General features: G+C 53.7%; 17 protein-coding genes. 2 read left to right on the top strand and 15 right to left on the bottom strand.

What is annotated here, in order from left to right; translation table 11 throughout:
• Positions 1–115 precede the first annotated feature (115 nt).
• From VF684_RS05865 to VF684_RS05855, 3 genes are all read right to left on the bottom strand, one after another.
• A complete protein-coding gene (locus VF684_RS05865) occupies positions 116–499 on the bottom strand; it encodes a hypothetical protein (protein WP_042056543.1) in 384 nt (127 codons plus the stop codon).
• 87 nt (positions 500–586) lie between these two features.
• Positions 587–1126, bottom strand: a complete 540-nt coding sequence (locus tag VF684_RS05860; protein ID WP_150997415.1) for a hypothetical protein — start codon at positions 1124–1126, stop codon at positions 587–589.
• Positions 1127–1749: 623 nt separating this feature from the next.
• A complete protein-coding gene (locus VF684_RS05855; RefSeq protein WP_201912212.1) occupies positions 1750–2715 on the bottom strand; it encodes an autotransporter domain-containing protein in 966 nt (321 codons plus the stop codon).
• A gap of 223 nt (positions 2716–2938) precedes the next feature.
• On the opposite strand from VF684_RS05855, the gene VF684_RS05850 reads away from it, so the two are divergent.
• A complete protein-coding gene (locus VF684_RS05850; RefSeq protein WP_005337611.1) occupies positions 2939–3814 on the top strand; it encodes a flagellar protein MotY in 876 nt (291 codons plus the stop codon).
• 86 nt (positions 3815–3900) lie between these two features.
• Here the strand turns inward: VF684_RS05850 and gloA are convergent, their stop codons facing one another.
• The 9 genes from gloA to VF684_RS05805 all read right to left on the bottom strand — a co-directional run bounded on the left by gloA (position 3901) and on the right by VF684_RS05805 (position 12236).
• A complete protein-coding gene (gene gloA / locus VF684_RS05845; RefSeq protein ID WP_005337610.1) occupies positions 3901–4314 on the bottom strand; it encodes a lactoylglutathione lyase in 414 nt (137 codons plus the stop codon).
• A 171-nt stretch (positions 4315–4485) separates the two neighbouring features.
• Positions 4486–5127, bottom strand: coding sequence for an endonuclease III (nth, locus tag VF684_RS05840; RefSeq protein WP_201909039.1), 642 nt, complete (start codon positions 5125–5127; stop codon positions 4486–4488).
• A gap of 13 nt (positions 5128–5140) precedes the next feature.
• Positions 5141–5902 (bottom strand): electron transport complex subunit E, encoded by a 762-nt coding sequence (locus VF684_RS05835; RefSeq protein ID WP_005350792.1) that lies wholly within the window; start codon positions 5900–5902, stop codon positions 5141–5143.
• Positions 5903–5917: 15 nt separating this feature from the next.
• Positions 5918–6550 carry an electron transport complex subunit RsxG gene (rsxG, locus tag VF684_RS05830; RefSeq protein ID WP_201998055.1) on the bottom strand — a complete coding sequence of 211 codons (633 nt, stop codon included), beginning with the start codon at positions 6548–6550 and terminating at the stop codon, positions 5918–5920.
• 43 nt (positions 6551–6593) lie between these two features.
• On the bottom strand, positions 6594–7646 hold the full coding sequence (gene rsxD, locus VF684_RS05825; protein WP_201998054.1) for an electron transport complex subunit RsxD: 1053 nt from the start codon (positions 7644–7646) through the stop codon (positions 6594–6596).
• An 11-nt stretch (positions 7647–7657) separates the two neighbouring features.
• Positions 7658–10423 (bottom strand): electron transport complex subunit RsxC, encoded by a 2766-nt coding sequence (rsxC, locus tag VF684_RS05820; protein WP_376898600.1) that lies wholly within the window; start codon positions 10421–10423, stop codon positions 7658–7660.
• 14 nt (positions 10424–10437) lie between these two features.
• Positions 10438–11016, bottom strand: coding sequence for an electron transport complex subunit RsxB (gene rsxB / locus VF684_RS05815; protein ID WP_005350799.1), 579 nt, complete (start codon positions 11014–11016; stop codon positions 10438–10440).
• Between the two features lie 2 nt (positions 11017–11018).
• Positions 11019–11600 (bottom strand): electron transport complex subunit RsxA, encoded by a 582-nt coding sequence (gene rsxA, locus VF684_RS05810; protein ID WP_005337600.1) that lies wholly within the window; start codon positions 11598–11600, stop codon positions 11019–11021.
• A gap of 207 nt (positions 11601–11807) precedes the next feature.
• Positions 11808–12236, bottom strand: a complete 429-nt coding sequence (locus VF684_RS05805) for a very short patch repair endonuclease (RefSeq protein ID WP_440173920.1) — start codon at positions 12234–12236, stop codon at positions 11808–11810.
• Between the two features lie 68 nt (positions 12237–12304).
• Here VF684_RS05805 and VF684_RS05800 point away from each other — a divergent pair, with 68 nt between their 5' ends.
• Positions 12305–13879 (top strand): DNA cytosine methyltransferase, encoded by a 1575-nt coding sequence (locus VF684_RS05800; RefSeq protein ID WP_376898596.1) that lies wholly within the window; start codon positions 12305–12307, stop codon positions 13877–13879.
• Positions 13880–13990: 111 nt separating this feature from the next.
• Here VF684_RS05800 and VF684_RS05795 read toward each other — a convergent pair whose 3' ends face one another.
• The 3 genes from VF684_RS05795 to VF684_RS05785 are packed head-to-tail and all read right to left on the bottom strand — an operon-like array spanning position 13991 to position 17386.
• On the bottom strand, positions 13991–14701 hold the full coding sequence (locus VF684_RS05795; protein ID WP_148660605.1) for a hypothetical protein: 711 nt from the start codon (positions 14699–14701) through the stop codon (positions 13991–13993).
• Positions 14698–15459 carry a hypothetical protein gene (locus tag VF684_RS05790; protein ID WP_005347088.1) on the bottom strand — a complete coding sequence of 254 codons (762 nt, stop codon included), beginning with the start codon at positions 15457–15459 and terminating at the stop codon, positions 14698–14700. The genes VF684_RS05795 and VF684_RS05790 overlap by 4 nt, the downstream gene beginning before the upstream one ends.
• Complete coding sequence (locus VF684_RS05785) at positions 15446–17386, bottom strand: hypothetical protein (RefSeq protein WP_005347087.1); 1941 nt, start codon at positions 17384–17386, stop codon at positions 15446–15448. Before VF684_RS05785 ends, VF684_RS05790 begins: the two co-directional genes overlap by 14 nt.
• Positions 17387–17423: the final 37 nt, after the last annotated feature.

Raw genomic sequence — 17423 nt, 5'->3', positions numbered from 1 at the left:
CTAACTCTGTGACAAGGCTGGATTTTTCGGGGCGGGCTGTGGTTGATGGTAAATCGCAGGTGCAAAAAAGCCCCTTGTCGGGGCTTGGTGTCTGGCAAGGCCTGTGTCGGGATTATCAATCGAACAGGATGCGGCCGCTGGTGCCGGCATCGCTGTCTTTCCAGCTGGCGCCGCTTTTGCGCAGGGTGTAAGTGATGGTCTCCTGCTTGAATTTCAGGTAGTCGCTGCCGCTGTGGCTTGGTTTGACCTGATTGCCATCGATATAGGTCTCCCCTGTGGTATCGACGTGAATTTCGGCCACGGTGCGGCCATCGTCAGTGACCGCTTTATAGTTGCCAGCCCACGGGCTCTCGTCGCCATACTGCACGGCCCCTTCCTGAGCGTGCGCTTGGGCATGGGTCTTGTGGCCGTGATGGGTTTTGGCCACGGCGCAGCCGGAGATACCGACCGCCAGCAGGCAACCGAGGGCGACATTGAGCAGAGTCTGTTTGGATTTCATCTTCATTTACCTGTATCAAATAATTGCAATGGATAAGGGGTGGAGCCCCCACGGTAGGTGTGGGCCCCGCTGAGTCGTGGCTCGAAATCAGTCCTGATTGATGCCTGAAATATGGCCGCGGGCGTCGGTGAGGCAGTGCCAGAGCCGGTCATGGGGCCCCTTGATATCAATCATCATCCCCGCCTGGGAGTCGGCCACATAGTCGAGGGTCAGTTTGCTGCGGCTGACGCCCGCTTTTCTGGCGACGGCGTTCATGCAGGCGTTCTCGGCAACCTTGGTTTGCGCAGTGCTGCCGTTGTAGGCACTGCTGCTGGCGCTCTCATCATCGCCGTCGTCATCGTTCTCATCGTCATTGAGCTGGCAGGCGCCGCTGTCGCCATTTTTGACAAAATAGGTGATGCCCCAGTCGCCATTTTTCACCATGGAGAGGGTGGTGCGCCCCTTGCTCGCCTCGTAGAAATTTGAATTCACTTTTTTAAGTGGAATTTGCTGGTTATTGATATAAGCCGTGCCATCTTCGATGCGAAGATTAATATGTCCAGGACAGCTGGCGGATAAATCAGGCACCCCTGCATATGCAGTTCCGGTCATGACCAATACAGAGAGAGCAAGCAGCGTTTTTTTCATCAGATAACCTCAAATCAACAAGGATTAGCAAGTGTGATGTCGTCAAAATAACGGTTGCTATGCCTGAACGTTATTTCTGTGCTCATTGCACACCTGTTATCGGTAGCCCGCAGTCAGTCGTTTCAGTGCGCCTCGCCCTGCCGGGATGACGCCAAATTTAGCAGTCGGGTGATGTAAGTAAAATAAAACAGGATTAATTGGATTCATAAAATATGAAAAACTATAAATCATTTAAAACAATAGGTTAGGTGCAGTTCAAGTCACTGTGCAAAAGATGGGGGACCATCCGGGATGGTTCCTTATGGGTGTCGATAAAGTTGGCCATAGGGCTGCAATGCCGGGAGTAGAGTATTTCCTATGTTGCATGATGGCACAGGCTGGCGATATCAAGGGCCAATCAGCCATTGCGCGCCGTAAATACACAGACAAAAAACTCCAATATTCGGTGTGTGAGGGGGGAATTAGCCTACCAGCAGGTGGATATTTTTACCTGATATGACGGGGTGGTGAGGCATATGAAAGGGTCAGGATAAATAAACCCTCCGTCAATAGGGCGTGATTATCTGGAGTGTTACTGTGCTTTCACTGAGGATTGCCCACTTTTGTCAGGCAAAAATAACGACTTAGAAACTCATGGCCAACCCGATGGAATAACCGCTGGTGTTGTGGCTGAACATATAGCGGGCAACCAGCCGGGTACGGGTGACTATGATGTCGTATTTGCTGCTGTCCAGCTCCAGACCGGCGCCGATGGAGTTGAGGGAGTCAAAGCCAAGCAACCCCCGCTGCTCCCCCAGATATGCGGTATGGGCCCCCTCCAGTACATAACGCACCGGTCTGTCGAGCAGGGTCCAGTGGAACAGCGGGGCCCGGCGGCGCAGATAGAGACCGAGGTTCTCCGCCTCGGCGTGACCACGGACGCTGGTCGAGGTACCGCCAAAGCTTTGCAGGTGTTGGTAGGAGTAGCGCACTTCGACATCGATATCCTGCGCCTTTGAAAAGAGCTCGTAGTCGAGCATCAGCGAGCATCCCAGTCCGTACATATTGAGCTGCCCACCATCGAGAAAATCCAGCGAGTAGCCCTTGGTGCGCTCCAGCAGCCAGTTGCCGATCCGCAGATCGCTGGCCATGGTACCGAGCGAGACGTTGGCGATGGGGCGCAGCACCCAGTGGCCACCGCGCGGGTCTTCATGGAGGGCGATATCCCAGCCGATCCCGCCAGAGGCGGTCAGGCTGTTCCACTTGGTCGGGAGGGTGCGGCTCTCTGTGCCGTTGCTCACCACAAACTGGGGATCGTAGCGGCTAAAGCCGATCGCCCCTTCCAGATAGATGGGCACGGCTTCGCTCATGGTGGCGCCGCCACCGATCTGGGTCATGTTGAGGGCGGCAGATTGATTGGTGCCGCTGCCGATATCGAGGTTGCTGGCGGTGATGTCGGGCACCACGGTGAAGGTCATCAGCGAGAGCACCGCATTGGCGCGCTCTTGTGCCCACTCCTGATCCTGTGTTGCGGCCTTGACGGCGCTGCCGGATAGCGCCAGCAGCATTGGCAACAACATCTGCAATAAAGAGGAGCAAGAGCGGTGCATGAGTGTGGTTCCCGATAAGCGGCGTCTGATTGCCCTGGCTTTACTGTAGCGAGCTTCCTGCCGGTTGGCACGGAGCTAAGAGGGGGGAATAAGCGCCGCTTTCGGTCGGTTGCCGCTGAGGGGCAAGCCTTTGCCACACCAACGGCACGCCTTTGCAGTTTGTCGCTAAAGCTTGGCCTCTTGCCGCCGATATCTCTTGTGAGATCGTGTGGAGGACAAGCAATTGAACGCTTGGGTGTTGGGGTTGGTCAGCATATCCGTGAGTATGCAGTTACAGGCTGGGGTCACCGAATTTGGTGCCGGTCTGGATCAATCCGTCTGGCGTTTGACCTCCGATACCCAGATTGAGTGTCGCCTCGAGCACCCTATCCCCAACTGGGGAACGGGGGCCTTTGTCAGCCGCGCCGGACGCAAGATAAACCTCGACTTCGAGCTCAAGGGCAAGCGGCCACAGGCCCAGACCCAGACGGTGAGCCTTGGCATCATGCCGCCGGTATGGCGCCCGGGGATTGCCGGGCGAGAAGTGAGCCAGCTGCGCTTCTATCAGCAGTTTGATGGGCTGGTGGAGGGGCAAACCGCCTGGACCATGCTCGACGAGCTGGAGGGGGGGCGGATGCCGACCTTCCAGTATCGGGACTGGTATCGCCAGAACCGCGCGGTGCGAGTGTCCCTCTCGTCAGTCAACTTTCGGGTGAAATATCAGGCCTTTATCGACTGTCTGAGCGGGCTCTTGCCCTACAGCTTCAACGATATCGCCTTTAGCGTGCTTACCTACGACAAGAACAGCGATCAGCTCTCCATCCCCTCCAAGCGGCGGCTGGCGATGATCAGCGAGTTTATCAAGGCGGACAAGAGCATCGACGTGGTGGTGATCGATGCCTACAGCGACAGCTATGGCGGCCGCTGGCCGAACCTGAAACTCTCCGAGAAGCGGGCCGATGCCATCAAGAAGGTGTTTGTCGATCTGGGGATCGATCCTGGCAAGATCTCGGTGGAGGGGCATGGCGAGAAGCAGCATGTTGCCTCCAACGAAACCGAACAGGGTCGTGCCAAGAACCGGCGGGTGGTGATCAGCATGGGGCGCAATGGCGAGATCTAGCTTTGCGGCCCGGTCAGAGAAGCATAAAAAAGAGCGCGTCTGCGCTCTTTTTTGATCCTGCCATTCGGCAGTGGGATTAGGGCAGCTTAGAAGCTGTCACCTAGGCCAGTACCGGCATCTTTCTTGGCGATCAGTTCAATCTTGTAACCGTCCGGATCTTCGACGAAGGCGATGACGGTGGTGCCACCCTTGACCGGGCCCGGTTCACGGGTGATCTTGGCACCGGCGGCGCGCAGCGCTTCGCAAGTGGCGTAGATGTCGTCCGCTTCCAGCGCGATGTGGCCATAGGCTGAGCCCAGTTCGTACTCGCTCACCCCCCAGTTGTAGGTCAGCTCGATCACCGCTTCATCCTTCTCGTCACCGTAGCCGACGAAGGCCAGGGTGTACTTGTACTCGCTGTTCTCGCTCTTGCGCAGCAGCTTCATGCCAAGGACGCGGGTGTAGAAGTCGATGGAGCGTTGCAGATCGCCGACACGCAGCATGGTATGCAGAATTCTCATTGCTCAGTTCTCCGGGTTGGTGATGTGTACTGCTTTCAATCTCGGTTGCGAGGCTATCAGCTGTCGGGATAGACCTTCTCTTTGTACTCGCAGAGGTCCTCGATGATACAGGAACCGCTGCAGCGGATGTTTGCGAGCGAGACTGGTATGACGGTTGTGGCGCCCAGTCATTCAGCTCTCTGGATAGACCTTCTCTTTGTACTCGCACAAGTCCTCGATGATACAGGAACCACAGCGGGGCTTGCGAGCCAGACAGGTGTAACGCCCGTGCAGGATCAGCCAGTGGTGGACATCCAGCTTGAACTCGGCGGGCACCACTTTAAGCAGCTTCTCCTCCACCTGATCCACGTTCTTGCCTACCGCAAAGCCAGTGCGGTTCGATACCCGGAAGATATGGGTATCGACGGCGATGGTGGGCCAGCCAAAGGCAGTGTTGAGCACCACGTTGGCGGTCTTGCGGCCGACGCCCGGCAGGGCTTCCAGCGCTTCGCGATTCTCCGGCACCTCGCCGCCGTGGCGCTCCAGCAGGATGGCGCAGGTCTTGATGACATTCTCGGCCTTGGTGTTGAAGAGGCCAATGGTCTTGATGTACTCCTTGAGCCCGTCTACCCCGAGCTCCAGCATCCCTTGCGGGGTGTTGGCCACCGGATAGAGCTTGTCGGTCGCCTTGTTGACGCTGACATCGGTCGCCTGCGCCGAGAGCAGCACGGCAATCAACAGCTCGAATGGCGAGTTGAAGTTGAGCTCTGTGGTGGGGTGGGGATTGTTTTCCCGCAGCCGCTCGAGGATCTCTCTGCGTTTCTGGTTGTTCATGCCTTGCGTCCAATCATAGCTCGGTCGCCCGGACGCGAGCCGGGGCAACGTTGCAGTGGGCCACTGTGGCTGCTTGTTTGCGGTCCCGCCAGTCGTTGATGGCGTTCTTGGCGGCGATCAGCAGCCCCAGCCCGATAAAGCCGCCCGGCGGCAAAATCGCCAGCAGCAGGCTGGCATCGGCGTGGAACAGCTCGATGCGCAGGGATTTGGCCCACTCGCCCAGCAGCAGTTCGGCGCCATCAAACAGGGTGCCCATGCCGATGATCTCGCGCATGCCGCCCAGTACCAGCAGCACCAGGGTAAAGCCAAGGCCCATCATCAGGCCATCGAGGGCCGCCAGCAGCGGCGGGTTCTTGGAGGCATAGGCCTCGGCGCGGCCGATGATGACGCAGTTGGTGACGATCAGGGCGATAAAGATGCCGAGCGCCTGATAGAGGCCATAGGTGTAGGCGTTCATCAGCAGCTGCACGCTGGTCACCAGCGAGGCGATGATCATCACATAGACCGGAATGCGAATATCCTTCGGCACCCAGTTGCGCACCAGCGAGACGGCGAGGTTGGAGCAGACCAGCACCGCCATGGTGGCAAGGCCCAGCCCCAGCGCATTGGTAAAGGTGGAGGAGACGGCGAGGGTCGGGCAGAGCCCCAGCACCTGCACCAGCGAGGGGTTGTTCTTCCACAGCCCCTGACTCATCAGCTCCTTGAGCTCGCCTTTGCGGCTTTCCAGCTCGGCAATCGGGGTTGCGCCCGTTTCAATCTGTTCCATCTGGTTCATGATGGCTCGACTCCGTTAGTTCGCCGCCGGACAAGCCGGGGCGTTGCTGAGCAGTTCGGGTTGCTCCTGCTGCAGTTTCAGCAGGTTCTTCACCGCCTTGACCACGGCTCGCGGGGTGATGGTGGCGCCGGTAAAGGCATCAAACTCGCCGCCATCCTTCTTCACCGCCCACTGGGGCTCGTTGTCATGGGTCAGGAATTTTCCGGCAAAGCTGTTGATCCAGTCCGATTTCTTCAGCTCGATCTTGTCACCAAGGCCCGGGGTCTCGTTGTGAGCGAGCACACGTACGGCGGTGATGGTGCCCTTGGCACCAAAGCCCGCCACGATGCGGATCGCCCCGCTGTAGCCATCCGGTGCGATCGCCTCCAATGCATAGCCGGTCACCACGCCATTTTTGCTGGCGGTATAGAGGGCCTGCGGCTGATCACTGCCGAGATACTTCCTGCTGGTCACCTGCTTGCAGCTGGCCACCAGATCGTTGTCATAGCTCCCCTCTGGCAACAATACCGAGAGAGTCTGCTGTTTCTCCAGCTGTTGCTGGTGGGCGATTTTATCCTTGGTCAACTCGTTGGTCAGTACCACCAGCGCTGTACAGCCCAGCGCGAACATGGCCAGAATAAGGCCGTTCTTGCGCATGCTCTTTAACATGTCCGGGCTCCGTCAGCTGTGATGGGGGAAAAGGGCAGAAACATCATTGGCGACGGGCTCCATACACTTTCGGGCGAGTCAGGCTGTCAATAAACGGCACGCAAAGGTTGGACAGCAGCACGGCGAAGGCGAACGCATCGGGATAGCCGCCAAAGCGGCGGATGATGTAGACCAGCACCCCGATCAGCACGCCATAGACCAGTCGGCCGCGCGGCGTGGTGCAGGCGCTGACCGGATCGGTGGCGATAAAGAAGGCCCCCAGCATAGTCGCGCCGCTAAAGAGATGGAACATGGGCGTGGCAGTCGCATCCGGGCTTACCAGATAGCCGATGGTGGAGGCAGCCAGCAGGGCACCGAGAATCGCGGTGGGAATGCGCCAGTTGATCACCTTCTGTTGCAACAGGAACAGGCCGCCCAGCAGATAGCCGAGGTTGACCCAGCTCCAGCCGATTCCGCCCCAACCCTCAAACAGCGGGCCGCTCAGGATCTCGCCGGTGGTGAGCCCCTGAGTCAGGCCGGTTTTCAGGGTATCGAGGGGGGTCGCCATGGTGAGACCATCCACCCCCTGCTTGAGCTGGGCCATGCTGTAGCCGTCGAGGCTAAAGCCGGTGAAGATGACCGACGCCGCATCACCAAAGCCGAGGCTGTAGGCGCGCACGCTCTCTGGCGGCAGCCAGCTGGTCATCTGCACCGGGAAGGAGACCAGCAGCAGCACATAGGCGACCATGGCCGGGTTGAACAGGTTCTGGCCCAGTCCGCCGTAAAGGTGCTTGGCGACAATGATGGCAAAGGCCGTGCCCACCACCAGCATCCACCACGGCAGCAGCGGCGGCAGGGAGAGACCAATCAGCACGGCGGTGAGCGCCGCACTGCCATCCATCAGGGCAGGCTTGATGGCGCGGCCCCGCAGCTTGAGCACCAGCGCCTCGCACAGCAGCGCAGTGACCAGCGCCAGCAGGATCTGGATAAAGGAGCCCCAGCCGAAGAACCAGGTCTGGGCCAGCAAGCCCGGCACGCAGGCCAGGATCACCAGCAGCATCAGGGTTCGGGTCTGTTTGCGGTTATGGGCAAACGGCGCAGTCGCAATATTGAACATGAGTCTGTCGATTACCTTGTGGTTGTTCGGTCGGCTGACGGGGCATCTTCAGCGGCGGTTTCTGCGGCTCTGGCTGCCTCGGCCGCCAGCTTCTTCGCCTTGGCGCGGGCCACCGCGGCTGCAATGGCCGCTTTTTTCGGATCAACCGGGGCATCAGCCGCAGGGGCGCTCGCTTCAGGAGCCTCTGCGACGGCAAGTGGTTGCTCACGGCTGGCTGCATCGGTTTGCATCGGCTCAGCCGATACGCGCTCACCCTCAGCTCCGGCCCTGTCTACCTGAGTACCGGCACTCTCTACCTCTGCACTGGTACTTGCTACCTCAGCACTGGTACTTGCGCCCTGCTGGGCCAGCTTTTTGGCCTTGGCACGGGCGATGGCAGCGGCGATAGCGGCCTTCTTGGGATCGACCGCTTCGCTTGCTGCCGTATCGCTGTGGCGGGTGGTTACTTCGCTTTTGGCTAGCGCCACGTCGCGGGTCTGTGCGCTGGCAGCAGGCTCACTCTTCGCATCCTCAACACCGGCACTTTCGCCCTGCTGGGCCAGCTTTTTGGCCTTGGCGCGGGCGATGGCGGCGGCGATGGCTGCTTTCTTTGGATCGACCGCTTCGCTGGCCGCAGATGGCGCATCGCTTTGGGTTGCTGCCGTTTCGCTGGTGCCTGCGGTGGCAGTCAGATCGCCCTCAGCGCTGTCGCCCTGCTGCGCCAGCTTTTTGGCCTTGGCCCGCGCAATGGCAGCAGCGATAGCAGCTTTCTTGGGATCAACCGCTTCGCTGGCCGCAGATGGCGCATCACTTTGGGTTGCAGCGGATTCGCTGGTGCCATTATTTGCGGTCAGGTAGCCCTCAGCGCTGTCACCCTGCTGGGCCAGCTTCTTGGCCTTGGCACGAGCGATGGCGGCAGCAATTGCTGCCTTTTTCGGATCAACTTCTGCCTTTTGCTGATCAGCATCTACCGCAGGCGCAGCAACGGCTTCGGCAGCCGCAGGCTCGGCGCTATCGCCAGCCTGAGCAGCTTTCTTGGCCTTGGCGCGGGCCAGTGCGGCAGCGATGGCCGCTTTCTTGGGATCGCTGGCGGGGTCAACTGCCTCGGCGGGTTGCGCAGCAGCGGCTGCAGTGTCGCTGTTTGCATCCTCCGCCAGTTTGGCGGCGCGGCGCGCCTCCGCTTCCCGTTTGCGGGCTTCGCGGGCGGCAATCACGGCGCTGTTGTCAGGCAAGCCCTCGGCGGTGGCTGTAATGGCAGTGATGGGGGCATCCTGCTTGGCCTTGATGCGGGCCAAGGCGGCTGCCACCGGATCTTCGCCGCCTGCGGCCGTCATGGTTTGACGGCGCTGGGCGGCGGCTTCGGCGTGGCGCGCTTCGCGGGCCGCTTTCTCCCGCTCGAAACGGGCCTGCTTGGCCTCGAAACGCTGCTTGGCGCGCTCGGCTTTTTCGGCCTCGGCGCGGGCTTCGCGAATGTCATCTTTGGCGATCTTGTAGTACTGCACCAGCGGGATCTCGCTCGGGCAGACCCAGGCGCAGGCGCCGCACTCGATGCAGTCCATCAGGTTGAGCTTCTCGGCCTTGTCATACTCCTTGGCCCGGCTGTACCAGTAGAGCTCTTGTGGCAGCAGGGTGGCCGGGCAGGCATCGGCGCAGGCGCTGCAACGGATGCAGGGCTGCTCCGGGCCGGGGGCGGGCAGTTCAGCCTGCGTCGGCGCCAGCAGGCAGTTGGTCGCCTTGACCACCGGCACCATGGCGTGGGGCAGGGTAAAGCCCATCATGGGGCCCCCCATGATCACCCGCTGCTCCGCTTCCGGTTGCAGTTCGAAACGCTGCAACAGCCAGCGTACCGGCGTACCGAGGCGCACCCAGGCGTTGCCGGGTTTTTTGAAGCTGTCGCCGGTGAGGGTGACGATCCGCTCGATCAGCGGCTCGCCGTCGATAATGGCGCGTTTGATGGCAAACACGGTGGCGACGTTGAGCACCATGATGCCGATATCGACCGCGCGGCCGCCTTTGGGCACCTGACGGCCGGTCAGCAGCTCGATGGTCTGCTTGGCACCGCCCGAGGGGTATTTGGTCGGCACCGTCTTGACCAGCACATCTTCATCGGTGGCGTGGCGGGTCAGCTGCTCGATCGCCTCTGGCTTGTTGTCTTCTACCCCGATCAGGGTCAGCTTGGGCTTGAGCAGGTGCTTGAGCACCCGGATGCCATCCATGATCTCGTCGGCATACTGCTGCATCAGCCGATCATCGGTGGTGATATAGGGCTCGCACTCCAGCCCGTTGACGATCAGGATCTCGGTGAGTTGGCCGCGGCCGTCGAGTTTGCTGTGAGTGGGGAACACGGCGCCGCCAAGGCCCGCAACTCCCGCCTGCTGGATGCGCTCGAGCAGCTCACCCCGCTCCAGATTCCAGTAATCGGCTTTGCCATTGCGCTCGCCCCATTCATCTTCCCCATCCGGGGTGAGGATGACACAGAGATCGCCGAGTCCGGAGGGGTGGGCAACCGTGTGGTTGCCAATCTCGGTGATGGTGCCGGAGGTGGAGGCATGGACAGGGACGACCCGCCCCTTGGCATAACGGGTCAGCGGTTGCCCTTTTTTGACCTTGTCGCCCACCTGCACCAGCAGATCGCCGGCGGGGCCTGCGTGCTGGCGCAGTGGAATAATGAGGCGCGGCGGTAGACCGGCGTCTACTACAGGGCTCTGGCTTGATTGCAGCTTGTTGTCGGCGGGGTGAATGCCGCCGTGAAAGTCCCAGAGCGTGCCGGCTTTGATACGTTCGAGTAAGGAATGCATGGTTGCTCCGCTGTTTATTCCACTATCTTGACCGGAATCTTGCCCGGAACATGCACGTTATTGAGATCCCACTTCCAGTTATCGACCGTGGTGGGCACCGGGATCATCTCGATGCAGTCGGTCGGGCAGGGATCGACACAGAGATCGCAACCGGTGCACTCGTTGGCAATCACGGTATGCATCGCCTTGGTGGCGCCGACGATGGCATCCACCGGGCAGGCCTGAATGCACTTGGTACAGCCGATGCACTGATCTTCGTGGATAAAGGCGACCTTCTTGACTGGCACGGCGGCCTCGTCACTGCCCCCCAGTGGCTGGGGCTCGACCCCCATCAGATCGGCAATCTTGCGCATGGTGGCCTCGCCACCGGGCACGCACTTGTTGATCTGATCGCCGTTGGCGAGCGCCTCGGCGTAGGGTTTGCAACCGGGATAGCCGCACTGGCCACACTGGGTCTGGGGCAGCAGGGCATCGAGCTGATCGACGATGGGGTCTGCTTCCACATGAAACTTGACGGCGGCAAAGCCCAGGATAATCCCGAACGCCAGCGCCAGCAGGGTGAGCACCAGAATGGCAAAGAGAATATGGATCATGGTTATATCTTGATAAGGCCGGTAAAGCCCATAAAGGCCAGCGACATCAGACCGGCGGTGATCATGGCAATCGACACCCCGCGAAACGGCGCGGGCACATCGGCGGCGACCAGACGCTCGCGCATGGCGGCAAACAGGATCAACACCAGCGAGAAGCCGGTGGCGGCGCCAAAGCCGTAGATCACGCTCTGGATAAAGTCGTGTCGCTCATTGATGCTGAGCAGCGCCACCCCGAGCACCGCGCAGTTGGTGGTGATGAGGGGCAGGAAGATCCCCAGCAGGCGATAGAGGGTCGGGCTGCTCTTGCGCACCACCATCTCGGTAAACTGCACCACCACGGCGATCACCAGAATAAAGGCGAGGGTGCGCAAATAGGCGATATCCAGCGGCAGCAGGATATAGTGCTCCACCAGATAGGAGCTGGCACTGGCGAGGGTCATCACAAAGGTGGTCGCCAGCCCCATGCCGATGGCGGTTTCCAGCTTGCCGGAGACCCCCATAAAGGGGCAGAGGCCGAGGAATTTCACCAGCACGAAGTTGTTAACCAGCACGGTGCCGATCAATAAAAGCAGGTACTCAGTCATCAATTACCGTCACTGAAAGTCGGGTTATCGGGGTTTGAAGGCGGGCGGTATTATCTGACGTTAGGGCCAGTTAAACAACCGCAAGGCCGCATGGTTATTATGCAACTGGATAATTTAGCCGGGGTTTTGCGCAAGATTGAGGCAGTTTGGCAAGCTGTTCGCATGAGCACCATGACTAGAGGGTACTCAGAGAGTTTCGAACTCAGGCTAGTCAAGAAAAGAAGTTGTTCCCCTTACCCGTTCCGGCAGCCAGCCCAATGTCTGAAAATCGGCATTTTTGAGTCCGCACTCCCAAATCCTGAACACTCGCCAGCCAGCTTCATGCAGCTGTTTTTCAACCAGTTCATCACGAGCGGTATTGGCCACAAATTTCTGCCGCCAGAATTCAGTATTGCTTTTGGGGGTTGCAGCAAAGCGGCAGCCCGGATGGCGATGCCAAAAACAGCCATGAACGAAAATGCAGAGCCGGTAGCGGGGAAGAACGAGATCAGGTTTGCCGGGAAGTTCTTTGACATGCACTCGAAAACGAAATCCCAATCCATGAAGAAATCTGCGCAGTGCCAGTTCAGGGCGTGTGTTTTTGCTTTTGATGCCAGCCATCATGGCTGAACGAGTTGCAGTATCGACAACATCCATGCTTTTGCTTCCTGCTTGGCAAGCTTCCTGGTATCTTTATGGCCTGATCAAAAACACAGTAATTACCAATGAGCATTTTTTCATCATCCATCCCCGTTGTCGATTTGTTTGCCGGTCCTGGTGGTTTGGGTGAGGGGTTTTCATCTCTCAACGATGGCAAGGCATTCGAGATCCGGGTTTCCGCAGAGAGGGATCCAATAGCACATGAAACCTTGAGACTTCGCTCCTTTTACCGTCTGCTCAAGAATCATCGGCGAGATTGCCTCCACGATTACTACCAGTATTGCAATGGAGATGCTGAACAGCCCTACACGGAAAAGAGCATTGATCTGTGGGAAAAGGCTGGTTTGGAAGCCATGTGTCTGGAGATCGGCAGTGAATCTGGCAATCAACGACTTGATCAGGCGATTACCAAGGCGCTTGAAAACAGAAGCGAATCCCAGCCATGGGTGTTGATTGGCGGACCGCCCTGCCAAGCATACTCCCTTGCTGGGCGTTCCAGAAACAAGGGCAAATCCGATTACAAACCGGAAGAAGACCATCGACATTTTTTATACAAAGAGTATCTGCGGATTATTCAAAGAAACAGGCCAGATATATTTGTCATGGAGAATGTCAAAGGCATCCTCTCCTCAAAAATAAATGGGGATTTCATTTTTCATCAGATACTTCGAGATCTGGCAAATCCCAATGCTGCATTGGATATGCCCGATGATGATTTGCGTTACCAGATTGTGTCACTGGTTAGCGACGAGGTATTCAGGGATGGTGATGACCCCAAGGCAATTGATGCAAGAAAATTCATCATTCAATCAGAGGATTATGGCATTCCACAAGCTCGTCACCGAGTCATTTTGCTCGGCATTCGGGATGATCGTATATTGACTGAGTTGCCGAAATTGTCGAAGGAAGATCCCATTACCGTAAAGCAGGTAATAGGGGACTTGCCTGTATTGAGAAGTAAATTGAGCAAACAGGAAGACTCTTGTGAAAATTGGGTTTCTTCTGTTAGTGACCAACTAATGGAACTTGCCCTGCATGCACCATTAGGCGCTGATCATATAAAGCCTCTTGCCAATAAATTGTCTGCAGTGGCTGAAACCCTTGATGCAAGAAATACTGGTGCATTGCGTCTTAAAAAAGATGACAAGTCTGGTTTTATTGGCAATTACGAGTTAAATGAGTGGTATTCTGATCCCAAGCTTAAGGTATGGTTGAATCATGAAACCAGAGGGCATCGCATTGATGATTTGGCCCGTTATGGTTTTGCGGCATGTTTTGCTGAAGAATATGGTCGTTCACCAAAAGGCCATACAGATTTTTGTCTGCCTGGATTGGCTCCGGATCATAAAAATTGGGAGTCTGGCAATTTTTCTGACAGATTCAGAGTGCAGCTGGCTGATGCACCATCAACAACAATCACCAGTCATATATCTAAGGATGGACATTACTTTATTCACTACGATCCAAGACAGTGCCGTAGTCTGACAGTGAGAGAAGCCGCTCGCTTGCAGACATTTCCTGACAACTATTTCTTCCAAGGGGGGAGGACTCAGCAGTATCATCAAGTTGGAAATGCTGTCCCCCCTTTGCTAGCAAATAAAATAGCGAAACTAGTTTTTAGTATTATTTATTCAAAATAAAATATTTCGCATAGTTAAAATTGAACGACATATCAATAAGTTAAATTAAAACGAAGCAAGAGAGTCTCTTGCTTCGTTTGATTTTAATAAAATCTTTTTTCTATTCTTGTCTCAAGACTCTTTGAATCTATCGAACTCAGATGGTAGCAAATGAACTATTTGTTCACCACTCATTGCAACAAAATCATATGTTCTTTCAAATTGTCGTAAGACTCGAGTTAAACGCCTTGGACTTTTACCACCAGCACCTCTCTTTCTGGTTAAATTTTCTTTATCCCAGTAAAGATGATATATTGCTTCGATCATTGATGGATTCGTAATTAATGTCTGAGTTGCTGCTATTTGGGCCCATAGCTCCCCAGGTGTATTAACAGCACCGTTGAGAAGAACGACTAGCTTATCTTCATGTCCTCGATGAGCTATAAAAACTCTCCAAATAGAGGCTAGATAGTGTCTGTAATAGCGTTGCCAGTTGTTTGGCTCAGCAATCCATATAGGTATTTCACCTGGTTTATACTGACCATTGATTTTTTTACATAAGCGTTCAAATAAATATGCAGAGCACCATGTCCAAAAACCCCAATCTCTTTCTGCGGATGTGAGCTCTAACTCTGCGACAATTTTATCCAATTCTTTTGCTGTTGATAAGCTGTCTTCAAGATTTAAATTATCGAGCAAAGTAGTAGAGCCACCTATAACTTGAGCAAATTCTGATGGTAACAGTAGCTCTTGGGGAAAGTCTTGTGGCTCATTAGTTTTTAGGCTATCAAGAAATGTAATAAATCTTGTTTTACCTAACTCCGTCATACGCATGATAGTCATTTCCATGCTCCTTCGGTAGAAACTAAGATTGCCGATTGACGAACACCAATACGATTAGCAAGAATTCTTACTGCGTTATCAACCCAATCGTCATAATCTGAACCTTTTTCTGGTAATCCAGCACCAATTTGACGGGCAAAAAGCAACCACCTAGTAGATAATTCATCCGTATCAGAAAGGTCTGTGTCCCAATCACTTTCATTGGATAATATTTTTACTAAAATTTGCCGCATAGCTGCAGGCAAAATCAACGATTTAAATGTAATTGAGCGTACAACTTGTTCTCTGCTTCCTAATTCTCGTTCTATTTCCAATACTGCTTTTTGCTCATCTTGAACAACTCGCCATAAAACACCATATGATGAAAGATCTACGCTGGAGACTGGTAGTAGGCTTTGTTGATTATCATCAAGTTGGTTATCTTTATTGTATGCTTGTACATTTTCAGCGATGCCAAGTAATAGCCCCTTCGATACATCAACAACTTTGATTCGAAAAGCAATATCCAACGCATCATCAAATTCAGTTAATTCAATGAAGTTACACCTAACGTTGTTTGTAACCTCTCCAAGATTTATTCGCATGAAGCGAGTCTTACTTTGAGGCTCTAAGAATACATTTGCATTTTGTGGAAAATTATAATTATTTAGACTGATAGCAACATCCACAATTGGGCGATCTTTGAAATCGTCATGCAAACGTATTTTAATATCCTCATGGAGGATTCTTTTACGACCTGTATAGTTAAACCGCTTCATCTAGTATCGCCTCCGACTCTACACTCACGATAATATCTCTGCGATGGTCAAAACCTTGGACTGACAATGAAAACTCATTTGAGTTTGCTACAAATTCTATGGTATTACCATTAATTTTAAGGTTGTCAACATTGTCTGCGCAAGGATAGGAAACATTCTTTGCCTTGCTAAGGTCAAAGTCGTTTGCATCCCAAAGCTTTAATGCCTTTGACTTTGATGCACCTGCAAAATCATAAGCAACCTTGACTATAAATTTACGCCTCAATTCAAATGGTTCTATGGGCCCATTAACAATGAATCCATCTTGGGATTTTGTTAAGCGATAGAAATGAGGGCGTGGTTTCACCGGGGGGATAATTGGCGGTTTTGTCATGCCACCAGTTTTTTTTCTTTCTACTTGTTTACGTGAATCTGGAACTTCATCATCATTCTCTGGCATATCTAAATAAAAAATATCGGATAAAATAGTTACATCCTCTTCATCATCGCCTTGATTCATAAGGTTTAGAATTTTATTTATAGATAGCCTTACGAAGTCAATTGTAGTTGATCCCCAGCGATATTTGTTCTTGAATTTTGTAGCATTTTTTTCCCATTCAGTATGAGCCGGGTTTTCAGCATCGCCAAGAAGCGTTGCTAATAGTCCAGCTTCGATAACTATCATGCTAGTATAACCACGAACTTTATTTACACGAGATTCCGGAATGAGGATTCCTTCTCGTAGAAATTGTGGTTTTCGCATAGTTTCGGTGATATCTTTTGACATATATATGTCGAAGTAAGATATATTGGTATTTTTTGTTCCATTTTTCTCAACGTATAATGGGCAAGTTATTTTAATAAAGCCATTCGGCTTGGAAAGAACCTCTTGGATTTTTTTTGCTACTTCTTTTGGTAAGTATTCTTTATCCCATTTAGGCATGGATGGTTGATCAGGACACTTTAATTCAATGGGTGTGTATTGTTTTTTTATAATTGCATTTGAGGCAAGAGTAATGAATGGAGTAAGTTCGTTAACTTTATCTGCGGGCAAAAAATCAATAACACCATCGTGGATGCTGACATCATTAATAAGATAAGGAATGTCATCCTCAACGACTTCAACAACTAAGTCACCGTTCATTATTGGCCAAAAGTATTCACTTATTATATGTTCAACAAGCTTCTGCTTACTTACCTCGGGTTGAATATATGGCATGATAAGTGATAAACCTGACTGATCAATCTTTCTTGATAGTCCAAAATCCGTAGCAAGTTGCTTGAAAAGGACTTTATCTTCGACAGGGAGCTGAAATCCATCTGTATCAAAAATACCCCACCATCCATCAGGAGTGAAGCAATTTTTCCCCACATGATGAGACTTTAGGACACTTTGACCTGCAATAAGACAACGATTATCAGATGTGCGCACAGTTATAGCAATAAACATACGTATGCCACTTGTGTATGGGAATACATATTTTCCTATTCCATGCCGACCGCGTTCACCTTCATGCTTACCTGATTGCCCTTCTGCACGCATAAAGAAATAAAATGAATTGTTAGATTGTTGAATTTCGCTCGCAGTTTCATCACCAATTAGGCCATTTGTATTGAAATCCTCATAGACCAAAAAACGACAGTTCTCGGATGCCGTCGGTGGGTTTATAAGTCCATTATCCTCAGCATTAAAATGATGCCAAGCATCTTCGGATATATAGCGATCCATTATCCCTGTACTTGCATCATGTGAGCCTAATGAAAAACGAACATATACAGGTTTTTCGGGCTCCAAGTTTGACTTGGCATCCATAGAGTTTTGAATTGCTTCGCGTACCAGCGCATGAGTATCATCATCGATACTCGAGTTAGTGAAAAAGCTCGCTTGCATTGGATCTCGCGATTTTTGGTTACGCCGTTTAGGTTCAAACAACCACTTTGCCGTCATGTCGCCTCCTATCATATTTTTTGTGACAAACGTGTTA

Origin of the sequence: Aeromonas sp. Lyrl_2, from assembly GCF_051948815.1 — a bacterium.
Lineage (GTDB): Bacteria > Pseudomonadota > Gammaproteobacteria > Enterobacterales > Aeromonadaceae > Aeromonas > Aeromonas veronii.
The sequence above is the reverse complement of the archived record's forward strand: the minus strand, read 5'-3'. Positions and strand labels throughout refer to the sequence as shown.